This is a genomic window from Streptomyces sp. NBRC 109706, from assembly GCF_000974485.1.
In the GTDB taxonomy this organism is placed as follows: domain Bacteria; phylum Actinomycetota; class Actinomycetes; order Streptomycetales; family Streptomycetaceae; genus Streptomyces.
In genome coordinates this window covers 463,671-476,881 of the sequence record NZ_BBOM01000008.1, presented here as the reverse complement: position 1 = coordinate 476,881, position 13,211 = coordinate 463,671, and the positions used below count along the sequence as shown (strand labels likewise).

The window sequence follows — 13,211 nt, the reverse complement described above, 5'->3', positions numbered from 1 at the left end:
CGTTCACCCTACCCGCTCGACGTGTCAGTGTACAGACAAGACGAGCGGGGTCAGGCCCTGACCACCACCGGCGCCTCGCCCCGGGGCAGCACCTCGCCGATCACCGGATACCCGGGCACCTCGCCGGCCAGCAGCAACCCACCCGAGGTCTGCGCGTCGGCCAACAACAGCCGCTCGCCGTCAGGGGTGTTGCCGAAGTCGACATGGGACTCCACCCAGCCGAGGTTCCGGCGGGTGCCGCCGCTGACGAACCCGTCCGCCAGGGCCGCGCGGGCGTCCGCGAGATAGGGCACCGCCGCCGCGTCGACGGCCAGGGTCACCCCGGAGGCGCGGGCCATCTTGTAGGCGTGCCCCAGCAGTCCGAAGCCGGTGACATCGGTGCCCGCCCTGATCCCGGCGTCGACGGCGGCCAGCGAGGCGTCCCGGTTGAGCGCCGCCATCACCTCCACCGCCTCGGGGAAGACCGTGCCGGTCGTCTTGTGCCGGGCGTTCAACACCCCGCTGCCCAGCGGCTTGGTGAGGGTCAGCGGGCGCCCCGGCTCCGCCGCGTCCTGCCGCAGCATCCGGTCGGGGTGCACCATCCCGACCACGGACATCCCGTACTTGGGCTCGGGATCGGTGACGCTGTGGCCGCCGGAGACCTGGCAGCCGGCGGCGTGCGCCACGTCCCGTCCGCCCCTGAGCACCTCGGCCGCCAGCTCCATCGGCAGCGTCTCCCTGGGCCAGGCCAGCAGGTTGACGGCCGCCCACGGGGTGCCGCCCATGGCGTAGACGTCGGAGAGCGCGTTGGCCGCCGCGATCCGCCCCCAGTCGTAGGGGTCGTCGACCACCGGCGTGAAGAAGTCGGCCGTGGTGACGATGGCCCGCTCCGCGTCCAGCCGCACCACGGCGGCATCGTCCCCGCCGCCGTCGAGCCCCACCAGCAGCGGGGCCGCCGGGCTCACCGGCGGGCCGCCGGTACGGGCCAACGTGGCCACCAGATCGTCGAGTTCACCCGGGGGGATCTTGCAGGCGCAGCCGCCACCACCGGCGAACTGGGTCAGTCGCAGCTCGGTCATCGCCGGAACCTACCCGGAAAACCACCGGTTGGTACAGGGCAGTTGAGGATCTAGACTGCCCGGCGGAGGCGGGCGGGCGCCTGGTGGCCCCCTCGGTCTTCAACACCGATGCGGTCGGGTACCCCGGCCGGGTAGGTTCGATTCCTATGCGCCTCCGCCAGACCACCCCGTTCGAGAGCGACCGTTGACGGACCCCAGACGACGCGTGCCACGCACCGACGCGCTGCTGGCCGAGCCCCGACTCGCCGCCGCCGCCCGGCGGTTGGGCCGCGCGCTGGTGCGTCGCACGGTCACCGAGACGCTGGCCCTGGTGCGGGCCGGCGCGCTGGCGCCGGAGGCGGCGGCCGAAGCGGCGCTGGCCGCGCTGCCGCCCACCGCCGCCGCGCTGCTGCCGGTGCTCAACGCCACCGGCGTGATCGTCCACACCAACCTCGGCCGGGCGCCGCTCTCCCCCGCCGCCCGCGACGCCCTGCTGGCCGCCGCCGGCACCACCGACGTCGAGTTCGACCTGGCCACCGGGCGCCGGGCGCGCCGGGGCACCAGCGCCCTGGCCGCCGTCGCCGAGGCCGTGCCGGAGGCCGAGGCGGTACACCTCACCAACAACAACGCGGCGGCCCTGGTGCTGGCCGCGACCGCCCTCGCCCAGGGCCGCGACATCGTCGTGAGCCGGGGCGAACTGGTGGAGATCGGCGACGGCTTCCGGCTGCCCGACCTGCTGCGCAGCACCGGCGCCCGGCTGCACGAGGTCGGCACCACCAACCGCACCCACCTCGCCGACTACGCGGCCGCCCTCGGCCCCGACACCGGCTTTGTCCTCAAGATCCACCCGTCCAACTTCACCACCACCGGTTTTGTCTCCTCGGTGCCCGTCGCACAACTGGCCACGCTGGCTGCCCCGGTGGTGCACGACATCGGCTCCGGACTGCTGCGGCCCCATCCGACGCTGCCCGACGAACCGGACGCGGCGACCTCGCTGGCCGACGGCGCCGCCCTGGTCACCGCCAGCGGCGACAAGCTGCTCGGCGGCCCCCAGGCCGGGCTGCTGCTCGGCCGCGCCGATCTCGTCGGCCGCCTCAGGGCCCATCCGCTGGCCCGCGCGCTGCGCGTCGACAAGCTCACCCTGGCCGCGCTCGAAGCCACCGTCCGAGGCCCGGAACCGCCCGTCCGACAGGCCCTGTCGGCCCGGCTCGACGAGCTTCGGGAGCGCGCCGGGCGGCTGGCCGGGGCGCTGCGCGACAAGGACGTCGAGGCCGAGGGACGGCCGAGCGAGGCGCGGGTCGGCGGCGGCGGCGCGCCGGACGTGGTGCTGCCCAGCGCCGCCGTCGCCCTGCCCGCCGCGTTCGCCGCGCCGCTGCGCGCCGGCCGCCCGGCCGTCGTCGGCCGGCTGCACGAGGACCGGCTCCTCCTCGATCTGCGGACGGTGCCGGCCGACGAGGACGAGGCGCTACTGGCGGCCGTCCTCGCCGTCGCCGTCGCCCCGGCCGCCGGCTGAGCCGGTGCCGGCCTCCCCGGAAGACGCCGCGCCGGCGGCCGAGTCCTTTGTGATCGCCACCGCGGGGCATGTGGACCACGGCAAGTCGACCCTGCTGCGCGCCCTCACCGGCACCGACCCCGACCGGCTCGCCGAGGAGCGGCGCCGTGGACTGACCCTCGATCTGGGCTTTGTCTGGACCACCGCGCCCAGCGGCCGCACGCTGGCCTTTGTCGACGTCCCCGGGCACCACCGCTATCTGGCCACCGCGTTCGCCGGCGTCGCGACCGCGCCCGCCGCGCTGCTGGTGGTCTCGGCCGACGAGGGCCCGCGCCCGGGCACCGAGGAACACCTGGCCGCCCTCGACGCGTTCGGGGTACGCGCCGGACTGCTGGTGGTGACCAGGGCGGATCTGGCCGACCCGGCCGCCGCGCTCGCCGATGCGCGGGCGCTGACCGCCGGCACCGGCCTCGCCGACGCCCCCGCGCTCGCGGTGAGCGCCCGCACCGGCCAGGGCCTCGACGCGCTCCGGCACCGACTCGACGCCCTGGCGTCCGCCCATCGGGCGCCGGACGCCGAAGCGCCGGTGCGCCTCTGGCTGGACCGGGCGTTCACCGTCGCCGGCGCCGGCACCGTGGTGACGGGCACCCTCACCGCCGGCACGCTCGCCGTGGGCGACACCCTGGAGCTCGCCCCGGCCGGCACGACGGCCGGGGTACGCGGCCTGCACTCCCTGGGCCGGCGCGTCACCCGGGTGCGGGGGCCGGCCAGGGTCGCCGTCAACCTCCGCAATATCGCCGCCGCTTCGGTGCGCCGGGGGCATGCCCTGGTGACCCCGGACCGCTGGTGGCGCACCGATACCGTGGACGTCCGGCTGCGACGCGGTCCCGCACCACCCGACGGCCGGCCCGGCCCCGCGCGCCGGCTGCCCGCCGAACCGCTGGTGCACTGCGGCACCGCGGGGACCAGCGCCCGGCTCCGCCCGCTGGGCGACCGGCACGCGCGGCTCACCCTCCGCGCCCCGCTCGATCTGCGGGTCGGGGACCGGCTGCTGCTGCGCGACCCCGGATCGCGCCTGCTGCTGGGCGCCACCGTGCTCGATGTGGACCCGCCCGCGCTCCGCCGCCGGGGCGCGGCCGCCGCCAGGGCCGGGCAGCTGGCCCGGCTCACCGACCCGGCCGACACCGCCGCCAGGCTGCGCGCCGAGGGATTCGCCCGCCGCGACCGGCTCACCGCGATGGGCTACCCGGCACAGGTGCCGACGGCGGAGCGGGCCGGACCCTATCTGCTCGACCCCGAGCGGCTGAGGGAACTGCGGGCCGCGCTCGGCTCCGAGGTCGACGCGCGGGCCGCCGCCCGACCGGCCGACCCCGGACTGCCGACGACCGTGGCCAGGCAGCGACTTGAGCTGCCGGACGACCTTCCCCTGGCCGCGCTGCTCGACGACGGCCTGACCCTGCGGGACGGCCGGATCTACCGCGCCGGGGACGCCGAGCGGTTGCCGGCGCCGGTGGCCGCCGCCCTGGACCGGCTGCTCGCCGAGCTGGCCGGGGCCCCGTTCGACGCGCCGACCCGGGGGCGGCTCGACGCGCTCGGCCTGACCGCCGACGCGCTCGCCCTGCTGGTGCGGCGCGGCCGGCTGGAGCGGATCGGCCCGCTCCATCTCCCCAGCGGCGCCAAGGCCGAGGCCGCCGCCCGACTCCGGGCGCTGCCCCAGCCGTTCACCGTCGGCGACGCCGCCAGGGCGCTGGGCACCAGCCGCCGGGTCGCGGTGCCGCTGCTGGAGGCCCTGGACGCCGAGGGCGCCACCCGCCGCGACGCCGAAGGCCGCCGCACCACCCCGGCCCGCCGGGCCGGCTGAGGGAGGACCCGGCGCGCGGATCGCCCGCGCCGGTCACCGGCCCGGGCCGTAGCGGGCGCCGGCGCGCTCGGCGAGGGTGCGGCGGCAGATCTTGCCGGTGGGGCCGTAGGGCATCGCCTGGACCGGAAGGAGATGTTCGGGCAGTTTCCGCTTCTCCAGGCCGCGTTGGCGCAGCAGAAAGGCATTGAGCTCGGCCAGCGTCGGCGGGGGCGCGCCGGGGGCCGTCCGGACGCAGGCGCAGAGGCGTTCGCCGAGGTCGGGGTCGGGAACGGCCACACAGGCCGCCTCGGCGACCGCCGGATGGGCGCCGAGTTCGCGTTCCACCTCGGCCGGGCTGATGGTGTAACCGCCGCGCAGCACCACGTTCCTGATCCGGCCCAGCAGGACCAGCCGCCCGCGTGCGTCCAGCAGGCCACGGTCGCCGGTGCGCACCCAGCCGTCGGCGGTGCGGTAGCGGGCGTCGAGTTCGGGGGCCCCGACATAGCAGAGCGGCGTCATGGGCCCCCGGGCCAGGATCTCGCCCGGCTCGCCCGGCGGCAGCGGCCGGCCGTCCCGGTCGGCGATCCTGATCTCGGCGACCGAGGGGTCGGGGACCCCGACACAGCCCGCGTCACCGGCCTCCGTATGGCAGTTGACCCCGTCCGAGGACCCATAGACGGTGATCACCGGCCGGTCGAAGCGGGCGCCGCAGACCCGGGCCGTCTCCTGGGGCAGATCGGCACCGCTGGAGACGAGCGCGGTCACCGAGCTGACGTCCTCGTCGGCGTCCCGTGGCGTGTCGGCGATCCGACGCAGCATCGTCGGTACGGCGAACACCAGCGTCGGCCGGTGCGCGGTGACCATCGCCAGGGCCTGGCGCGGCTCGAAGGCGCGCTGGACGAGCAGCGTGCCGCCGAGCGCGGCCAGCGTGACGATCCCGCAGGAGCCGAACGACGAGGCCAGCGGGACCAGCACCAGATGGCGGCGCGGCCCGTCGCCTGGGGCGAGGGCGGCCAGGTAGTTGGCCCGGCCGCCGGCCATCGCGTGATGGGCGTAGGCGACCATCTTGGGCTCGGCCTCCGAGCCCGAGGAGACCAGCAGCCGGGCCGGCGCGGTGGGATCCACCTCGACCGGCCGCCAGTCCCGCCGTGGCTGGGCGCCCAGCCACCGGGCCCCGGGACGGTCCGGCATCGGGCTGAACACCGTTTCCAGATCGGGGAGTTGGTCATGGAGCGCGATATCGGACGCGTCGGCGAAGACCGCGGCGCGGGCGCGGGAACGGCCCAGCAGCGTCAGGGTGTCCCGACGTCCGCCGCCCGGCGGGTAGGGCAGGGCGACGGCGCCGATGGCGTAGACGGCGAGCTCGGCGGCGACCGCGTGCCGGCCGTTGGGCAGGCGGAGCGCGATCACGTCCCCGGCGCCGAGCCCCGCCTCGGTGAACAGGGCGCAGATCCGGCGGACCTCGGCGTCCAGGGCGGCGAAATCGAGGCCGCCGCCCGGCGGATCGCCGCTCTCCACCAGCGCCTGCCGTCGGGGGTGGGCGCGGGCGGTGGCGTGGAACAGGCCGTACAGATCCCGGTCGGGGCACCAGCCGCGCGCCACCCAGGAGGCGCGGGTCGCCGGCGGGACATGGTCGGGGAACGGGACACCGTTGCGCGAGGTCAGGACGGGGGTGGTCGGTGGGGGGCTCATGAGAAGGTCCAGGGGGTCAGGGGACGGGCGCAGCCGTCCGGCGGCGCGGGGGCGACGGCCGCGCGGAAGGCCGGGTCGTGGGCCAGCGCGGCGAGATCGGTCCTGACCTCGGTGGCCGGGATCCGGGCCTCGCCGAGCCGGTCCAGCCATTCCTTGGTGGTCAGGGCGCGGAACCGGGCCGCGACCGCGTCGGGGGTGGTGCCCGAGGCGGCCGTGACGCGGGCCAGTTCGGCGGTCCGGCGCGCGTCGGCCCCGGTCAGGCAGAGCAGTCCGTCGGCGGTGGTCAACGGGAGGTCGAGCGGCGTCCAGCGGGCGCGGGCCGCCGGGCGCTCCACCAGCCAGGCGGCGGAGTACAGCGAGGACTCGACGCGCGCGCCCCTTCCGGTGTCGGCGCGCCGCAGCAGCGCCGCCAACACGCCGTAGGCGCAGAGCAGTCCGCCCAGCACATCGGTGAGCGTCAGCAGCGAGGGCGCCGGCGGCTCGGGCGCGGGGCGGAGCGCGGCGGCGAGGCCGCTGTGGACCTGTGCGAGGTAGTCGGTTCCGATGGGCGGCCGTGCGGCACCGAACGCGTCCCCGAATCCGGAAGCCCCCGCATGGACGAGATGCGGCGCCACGGGCCAGAGGTCGGCCGCCGCCAGGCCGAGGCGTTCGGCGCGGCCCGGCGCCCAGTTGTGGAGGAACACATCGGCGCCGGCGGCGTGTTCGCGCACCGCGCGCCGGCCGGCCTCGGTGCCCAGATCGGCCTCGTGGACCGCCTTGCCCTCGTTGAGCGCCAGAAAGCGCGCCGAACACTCCCCGACCAGCGGCGGCAGCCCGCGCATCGGATCGCCGCCCGGCGGCTCGATCCGGACCACCTCGGCGCCGAGCAGCCGCAGCACATGCCCGGCGAGCGGCCCCTGGACCCGGCGGGTGGCCTCCACCACCCGCAGCCCGGCCAGCGGCGCCGGCCCGGCGGCCGGTGGAACGGGCTTGCTCGGCAGGGGTGTTGGCGCCGGGGTGATCCGCACCGGGGCCGGCGGGTGGCCCGGGCGCGGCTCGGCGGTGAGCGCCGCCAGGCTGACGCCGGTGGCGGTGGCCGCCTCGGTCAGCGCCGCGAGCGGCCGCCGGGCCGCGGCCTCGCGCAGCGCGGCGGGCAGCGGGCAGACGGCGGTGGCGAACCGCTGTTGGAACGGCGCCCAGCCCCGCCCGGCGAGCGGCGGCCGGACGCCGAGGCGGCGCCAGAACTCCCGCCAGGCGACCGGGTCCAGGGTCTCGATCTCGATCGGGACGCCGTCGGCCGACACCAGGGTCGCGCCGCCCCGGAGGTCGGCGGCCGGCTCGACCGCCGGCTCGTCGGGCGCGGTGGCGGCGGCGAGGTACTGGGTGAGGGAGAGCAGCGCGCCCTCGGCGACGGAGGTGGTGACCCGGTCGATCGCCAGCCCGCGCCGGCGCGCGAGCAGCGCGGCGCAGACGCCCTGGGCGGCGAGGACGCCCGCCACGGTGGCGGCGTAGTCGACGGCCAGGGGACGCGGCCGGCCATGGGCCCTGCCGTGCACCTGCATGATCCCGCAGGCCGCCTGGACGGCCCGCTCGTCCGGCAGCGGGAGGGCGACCGGGCCGGCCCAGTCGATATCGCGCGCCACGGCCCCGAGCGCGGCGGCGGGCAACGCCGGCGCGCCGAGCAGGCGCCCCGCGACCCGTTCGGCCACCGGAACGGTGGCCTCGCCGGCGCGCTGTCGGATGGGCGGGGGCGGGAAAGGCAAGGAGGTGTCCTCTCGTCTCGTCGTCTCGTCGTGCGGGCGCGGTGGGGCGCGGGCGTTCTACGGCGCGGGCGCTGTGCGGCGCGCGCCGACGGCGCCTCCACCGGGCGGCCGCGCCCCTCATCGTGCGGAAGCGCGCCGGGAGTTGGCCGCGCAACCGACCAGATGCACCCTTACGGGTGATGGGCTCGCTCACCGAAGCGGACGCGAAGGGGGACGGCGGGAGGGACGGGGGCGGCGTCAGCCGGCGGAGAGCCGCAGCTCCCCGGCCAGGACCTCGCAGCGGACATCGCCCGACTCGAAGGTGAAGTCGACCCGACGGCGTCCGTTGCCCGGCTCCGACACCTCGTGGACCGCCAGCACCGTCTCGCCGAGGTGCGCGGCGAAGGGCGTCTTCTCGTCCGCCCGGGCCACCTCGACGCGGCCCCACTCCCCCGCGTCATGGCCCTCGTGCGGAACGCCGTCCGCGACGATCAGGCACCAGTCGGAGCCGGCGGTGACCAGGGTGGCGTCCCCCTCGGCGTCGATCAGCCACACGTCGATCGGGCCCGACACCTCCGTGCCCCCGTGGTGCCGGGACACGACGACGCCGGCCAACCGCCGCCCCGCGAGGCGGTGCGGACCGACCCCCGCGCCATGAACGGGGCACACGACTGATTCACCGGACTCCACCCGACGACCGTACCTCCGCCGACGGCCCCGGCCACCCGTCAGGTCACCCCGACCTGGTCGTTCCCACGGTTGTCCCGGGGGTTGTCCGCGCGGTTGTCGGGGGGAGCGTCCAGGTTGTCGGCGACCCGCTCCAGCAGGCGCAACAGGGTTGCGTACTCGTCCGGTGCGAGGCCCGCCGCCACGCGGGCCCTGAACCCGCCGACCCGCTCGGCGACTTCGGCGTGTCGGGCCCGGCCCTCCTCGGTGAGCGCGAGGGCGCCGTCGCCGGACGGCATCACCCAGCCGCGCGCGACGAGTTGGTCGACCAGGGGGCGGACGGTTGGCTCGCGCGCGGAGCGGAACGGCGCAAGCGCCTCGTCGAGCCCTTCGACGTCGAGGGGGCCACGGGCGAGGGTGGTGCACAGCTGCCAGTGCCGTCGGCCGAGGCCGTCCTCGGCCAGCAGCTCGTCGAACCGCTCCTCGATCCGCCGGTCGATGTGTTTGAGCCAGTACCCCAGGGGGCGCCGGGCGTTGGTGGAGGGGTCGTCTGTCATGGTCCTCGTCTCCCGTCCCTCAATAGATGCACTTTTACATGAAGTTGTAAGCTAACACTCATGGAAGCGGAACAGGAAAGGGCCCTGGTCGCGATCGAGCGCGCCATGATCGCCATCCGGCGGAGCCAGACGCGCCGCGCGCTCGGCCGGCTCGACCGGGATCTCGGCGCGGACGCGGTCGATCCGACGACCTTCGGCGTGCTGGACGCGGTGGAGGGGATCGGGCGGCCCGCCACGGTGGGCGAGGTGGCCGCCGCGCTCGGCGTCGACCAGCCACGGGCGAGCCGGCTGGTGGCCCGCGCGGTCGACGACGGGCTGCTGCTGCGGCTGGCCGACCAGCGCGACGGCCGGCGCACCCCGGTGGCGCTCACCGATCGGGCCAGGGCCCGCCTCGACCGGGTGCACCGCTTCCGTCAGGCGGCCTTCGCACGCGCGACGGCCGACTGGCCCGACGCGGACCGCGTCACGTTCGCCCGGTTGCTCGGCTCGTTCGTCGACGCGCTCTCCACCGTCACCGAGCCACCCGACCGGCGGTGACGGACGCGCGGGCCGGCCCGGCGCGCGGCACAGTGGATCGCGCGACCGCCCTCTCCGGGAGCCCCCGACCGAACGCAGGGAGCCCATGTCCTCCTCCGCCACCGACCCGACGGCTCGTTACTCCGCGCTCTGCCCGCACACCCATCTGTTCCGGGGCGGGAGACTGCGCATCAGGGAACTCCCCGACCCGGCCGGCTACGCGGCGGCGCCACGGCCCCTGGACCTGGTGCTGCGGATGTCCGACGGCACGGCCGTGGACGCGGAGTTGCTGTTCTCCGCGACCGGCGATGCGATGCTGGCGGTCACCGCCCACACCACGGCGGCCGGCACCGCGCTGCCGGAACGGAACTGGTCGGTCCGGGAGTTCAGGACGGCGCCCGCCAGCTCGTCGAACGACGTGGAACTGGTGGTCGGCGCGCGCCTCGACTGAACGCCCGGGCACCCCTGAAACGTTCGGACGGGGTTCGGGTGGGGAGAGAAAGCGAAGAAGAAGGGGAGAAAGAACGATCGCCGGCGGAGGAAGAAGGCCCAAGTCGGGGTAGCTACCGCAGGATGGGGAAATGAGGCTGGCGAGGGGGGCCGTGTAGCGGTCCCGTGGATGCGCCGGGGAGATCCCGAGCACCGGACGGCACGAGGGAGTACCGCAGGAGCATGGCAAGCCCCTTCCGACTGCGCACGGTCGAACTAGTGGGACGAGACGGCGAGTTGGCCGCCCTGTCGGGGGCGCTGCGGGAGGCGCGCGAGGGGCGGGGCGGCATCGTCTTCGTCGCCGGCGAGCCGGGCATCGGCAAGACCCGGCTGGTGGCCCAGGCCCTCGACGAGGCGGGGGACGAGGGCATGACGGTGCTCCGTGGCCGGTGCACCACCATCGGCCCCGCCGTCCCGTTCCGGCCGCTCACCGAGGCGTTGCTGTCGCTCACCAGGTCGGGCGAGGAGCCGCCGGCCGAGGTGCTCGGCCCCTATCTGCCGGTGCTGGGACGGCTGGTGCCCGAATGGTCGACGGGCGCCGACTGCGACGATTCGCCCGTGGTGCTGGCCGAGGCGGTGCTGCGTCTCGCCGCGGCGCGCGGCCGCCGACAGGGCTGTCTGCTGGTGATCGACGATCTGCACGACGCGGATCCGGAGACCCTCGCGGTGACGGAGTATCTGGCCGCCAACCTGGCGACCCAGCCGGTCGTCGTCCTCGCCACGGTGCGTTCGGCGCCGTCCGCCGCCTACGAGTTGGCGACCGCAGTCGCCCAGCGCCGGGAGGGCGGGCTGCTGCCGCTGGGCCGGCTCAACGCGGCCGAGGTGCACGCGTTCACCGCCTCCTGCCTGGGCAGCTCGCCGGCGGCGCTGCCCCGCGAGGTGTCGGCCGAGGTCTATGCCGATTCGCATGGAGTCCCGTTCGTGGCCGAGGAGTTGATCCGTGGCATGCTCGCCGCCGGCCGGCTGGCGAGGACGGCGGACGACGGCTGGGAGCTGGTCAGCACCGAGCGGCCCGGGGTGCCGGTCACCCTGGTGCGGGTCGTGGAGGAGCGGGCGGCGCGGCTCGGCCCCGGCGGGGTGCGGGCGCTCTCCGTGGCCGCCGTGCTCGGCCGCTCGTTCCCGCTGTCGGTGCTGCGGCACTGCGCGGGCCTCGACGAGGGCCTGCTGCGGGAGCGGGTGCGCGCCGCGCTGGCCGAGGGCCTGCTGCAGCCGGACGAGGAACGCGGCCCCGACTGGTACGCGTTCGCCCATCCGCTGGCGGAGGAGGCGCTGCTCTCGCTGCTGAGCCCGGCGGACCGGGCCGATCTCTCGACCCGCGCGGCGGACGCGGTGGACCGGCTCTATCCGGGGCTGCCCGGCACCTGGTGCCTGCTGGCGGCGCGGCTGCGCCGGCACGCGGGCGACCGGCCGACCGCCGCCGGGCACTATCTGGAGGTGGCCCGCCGGGCGCTGGCCCGCAGCGGCCCCGGCAGCGCCATCACGGTGATCGACGAGGCCCAACTGATGCTGGGGGACGCCCCGTTCGCGCCGGTGCGCGGCGGGGTGCACCGGGAGCTGCTGGAGACGCTGCTGCTCGCGCTGGCCGACGACGGGCAGTTCGACCGCGCCGTCGAGCTGGCCGACCGGCTGCGGCGCGCCGATCTGGACGCGGAGCCGGCCGAGGACACCGATGTGTCCCGCCGGGTGGGGCTGCATGTGCGGCTGGCCTGGGCCGCCGAGGTCGCCGGGCGCTGGCAGGAGGGCCTGGCACAGGTCGCGGCGGCCAGGGCGCTGCTGCCGGCGGCCGCGACCGAACGGGACACCGCGGGACTGGACGCGGTGGAGGCGTATCTGACGGTGTCCGACACCGCGCCCGACCGGATCGAGCGCAGCGAGCGGCTGGCGCGGCGGGCCATCGAGGGCGCGCGGCAGCTGTCGGATCCGGCACTGGCCTGTCAGGCGTGGTACGCGGTGGGCGCCGCCAGCCGGGGCCGTTCGCTGACCGAGTCGGACCGCAGCTTCCGGCAGACGCTGCGGATCGCCTCGGAGCACGATCTGATGGGGTGGCGCGCGCATGGCCTGTTCGGGCTCGGCAGCAACGCCTGGCTGGCCGAGGGCGCCACGGACTCCCTCACCTACGCCTGGCACGAGGCGCTGCGCACCGGCTGTGTCAGCCTGGCGCACTACGCGGGTGAACTGCTGGCGCTGGACGCGGCGCTGCGCTCCGATTTCGCGCGGGCCGAGGCGCTGGTGGCCGGGTCGCTCGACGAAACCCGGCGGCTGCGGCTGCACTCGGTGACGCGGTATCTGCTGATGGTGCGGGCCGTGGTCGCGGCGCACCAGGGCAACCGTCCCGGTCTGCGGACGGCGCTCGCCGAGTTCCGGGCGCACGGCGGCGCCGAGTCCATGGAGGCGCCGCTGGCGCTCGGCCTGGGCGAGCTGTTCTGCGCGCTGCTGGAGGAGGACCGGGCGCAGGCGCGGGAGTTGGCGGCGACGCTGTCCGCGATGGCCAGCGCCGACGAGGGGAGCTTCTTCCATCTGACCGGGCCGCACGGTCTGGTGCTGCTGCTTGAGGTGCTGGACGGGCGGGCCGGTCGCGCCGAATGCGAGCGGCTGGGCGCCGGCCAGGCCGGACGGCTGCGCTGGAACCGGCAGTTCGGCGGTCTCGCGGAGGCGGTGCTGGCCGGCCGGGAGGGGTGCCCGGAGCGGGCGGAGGCCGCGCTGCGGGCCGCGCAGGCGAGCGCGGAGCCGTTCCCGACGGCCCGCTATCTGGGGCTGCGGCTGGTCGCCGAGGCGGCGCTCGCCGACGGCTGGGGCGAGCCGCGACGCTGGCTGGCCGAGGCGGAGGAGTACTTCCACCGGGCCGGGGTGATCGCGGTCGCCGGCGCCTGCCGGTCCCAACTGCGGGGCGTGGGCGTGGTGGTGCGGCAGCGCCGCGCGGGCACCGACGGGATTCCCGAGAGGCTGCGGGCGATGGGGCTCACCGCCCGCGAGTACGACGTGTTCCGGCTGCTCGTCGACCGGTTGGGCAACAAGGCGCTGGGGGCCAGGCTGCATCTCTCGGTCCGCACGGTGGAGAAGCATGTGGCGAGCCTGTTGAGCAAGACCGGCACCCGGGATCGGGACCAGCTCTGCGACTTCGCCGCCGACTTCATGTCGACCCCCAAGTGACGGCCGGTGCCGTCACGGTCTGTCGTCACGGCCTGTCGCCACCGTTGCCGT

At 76.3% G+C, this 13,211-nt stretch carries 10 protein-coding genes and 1 tRNA gene; 6 read left to right on the top strand and 5 right to left on the bottom strand.

What is annotated here, in order from left to right; all coding sequences use genetic code 11:
- Positions 1–50: 50 nt before the first annotated feature.
- The gene (gene selD / locus AOM46_RS19175) at positions 51–1,058 is read right to left on the bottom strand and encodes a selenide, water dikinase SelD (protein WP_062213541.1); all 1,008 of its coding nucleotides are present in this window, start codon (positions 1,056–1,058) and stop codon (positions 51–53) included.
- A 64-nt stretch (positions 1,059–1,122) separates the two neighbouring features.
- Here selD and AOM46_RS19170 point away from each other — a divergent pair.
- The 3 genes from AOM46_RS19170 (at position 1,123) to selB (ending at position 4,390) form a co-directional block, all read left to right on the top strand.
- A tRNA-Sec gene (locus tag AOM46_RS19170) sits at positions 1,123–1,218 on the top strand.
- A gap of 24 nt (positions 1,219–1,242) precedes the next feature.
- Positions 1,243–2,550, top strand: a complete 1,308-nt coding sequence (gene selA, locus AOM46_RS19165) for an L-seryl-tRNA(Sec) selenium transferase (RefSeq protein ID WP_062213539.1) — start codon at positions 1,243–1,245, stop codon at positions 2,548–2,550.
- A gap of 4 nt (positions 2,551–2,554) precedes the next feature.
- Positions 2,555–4,390, top strand: a complete 1,836-nt coding sequence (gene selB / locus AOM46_RS19160) for a selenocysteine-specific translation elongation factor (RefSeq protein ID WP_234313858.1) — start codon at positions 2,555–2,557, stop codon at positions 4,388–4,390.
- A gap of 33 nt (positions 4,391–4,423) precedes the next feature.
- On the opposite strand, the gene AOM46_RS19155 is transcribed toward selB, so the two are convergent.
- The 4 genes from AOM46_RS19155 to AOM46_RS19140 all read right to left on the bottom strand — a co-directional run bounded on the left by AOM46_RS19155 (position 4,424) and on the right by AOM46_RS19140 (position 9,005).
- Positions 4,424–6,061 (bottom strand): class I adenylate-forming enzyme family protein, encoded by a 1,638-nt coding sequence (locus AOM46_RS19155; RefSeq protein WP_062213536.1) that lies wholly within the window; start codon positions 6,059–6,061, stop codon positions 4,424–4,426.
- On the bottom strand, positions 6,058–7,803 hold the full coding sequence (locus AOM46_RS19150) for a CoA transferase (RefSeq protein ID WP_062213534.1): 1,746 nt from the start codon (positions 7,801–7,803) through the stop codon (positions 6,058–6,060). The genes AOM46_RS19155 and AOM46_RS19150 overlap by 4 nt, the downstream gene beginning before the upstream one ends.
- A gap of 237 nt (positions 7,804–8,040) precedes the next feature.
- Complete coding sequence (locus AOM46_RS19145; protein ID WP_234313857.1) at positions 8,041–8,355, bottom strand: hypothetical protein; 315 nt, start codon at positions 8,353–8,355, stop codon at positions 8,041–8,043.
- Between the two features lie 155 nt (positions 8,356–8,510).
- Positions 8,511–9,005, bottom strand: a complete 495-nt coding sequence (locus AOM46_RS19140) for a MarR family winged helix-turn-helix transcriptional regulator (RefSeq protein ID WP_062213529.1) — start codon at positions 9,003–9,005, stop codon at positions 8,511–8,513.
- A 60-nt stretch (positions 9,006–9,065) separates the two neighbouring features.
- On the opposite strand from AOM46_RS19140, the gene AOM46_RS19135 reads away from it, so the two are divergent.
- From AOM46_RS19135 to AOM46_RS19125, 3 genes are all read left to right on the top strand, one after another.
- Complete coding sequence (locus AOM46_RS19135) at positions 9,066–9,542, top strand: MarR family winged helix-turn-helix transcriptional regulator (RefSeq protein ID WP_062213525.1); 477 nt, start codon at positions 9,066–9,068, stop codon at positions 9,540–9,542.
- A gap of 85 nt (positions 9,543–9,627) precedes the next feature.
- Entirely contained in the window at positions 9,628–9,972 is a 345-nt protein-coding gene (locus tag AOM46_RS19130) for a hypothetical protein (RefSeq protein ID WP_062213523.1), read from the top strand.
- A gap of 221 nt (positions 9,973–10,193) precedes the next feature.
- The gene (locus AOM46_RS19125; RefSeq protein ID WP_062213520.1) at positions 10,194–13,160 is read left to right on the top strand and encodes an AAA family ATPase; all 2,967 of its coding nucleotides are present in this window, start codon (positions 10,194–10,196) and stop codon (positions 13,158–13,160) included.
- Positions 13,161–13,211: the final 51 nt, after the last annotated feature.

Excerpts from the sequence above, each read along its gene's own strand:
- selD (WP_062213541.1), bottom strand. The coding sequence starts at position 1,058 with ATGACCGAGCTGCGACTGACCCAGTTCGCCGGTGGTGGCGGCTGCGCC.
- AOM46_RS19125 (WP_062213520.1), top strand. The coding sequence starts at position 10,194 with ATGGCAAGCCCCTTCCGACTGCGCACGGTCGAACTAGTGGGACGAGAC.
- AOM46_RS19135 (WP_062213525.1), top strand. The coding sequence starts at position 9,066 with ATGGAAGCGGAACAGGAAAGGGCCCTGGTCGCGATCGAGCGCGCCATG.
- AOM46_RS19130 (WP_062213523.1), top strand. The coding sequence starts at position 9,628 with ATGTCCTCCTCCGCCACCGACCCGACGGCTCGTTACTCCGCGCTCTGC.
- AOM46_RS19140 (WP_062213529.1), bottom strand. The coding sequence starts at position 9,005 with ATGACAGACGACCCCTCCACCAACGCCCGGCGCCCCCTGGGGTACTGG.
- AOM46_RS19155 (WP_062213536.1), bottom strand. The coding sequence starts at position 6,061 with ATGAGCCCCCCACCGACCACCCCCGTCCTGACCTCGCGCAACGGTGTC.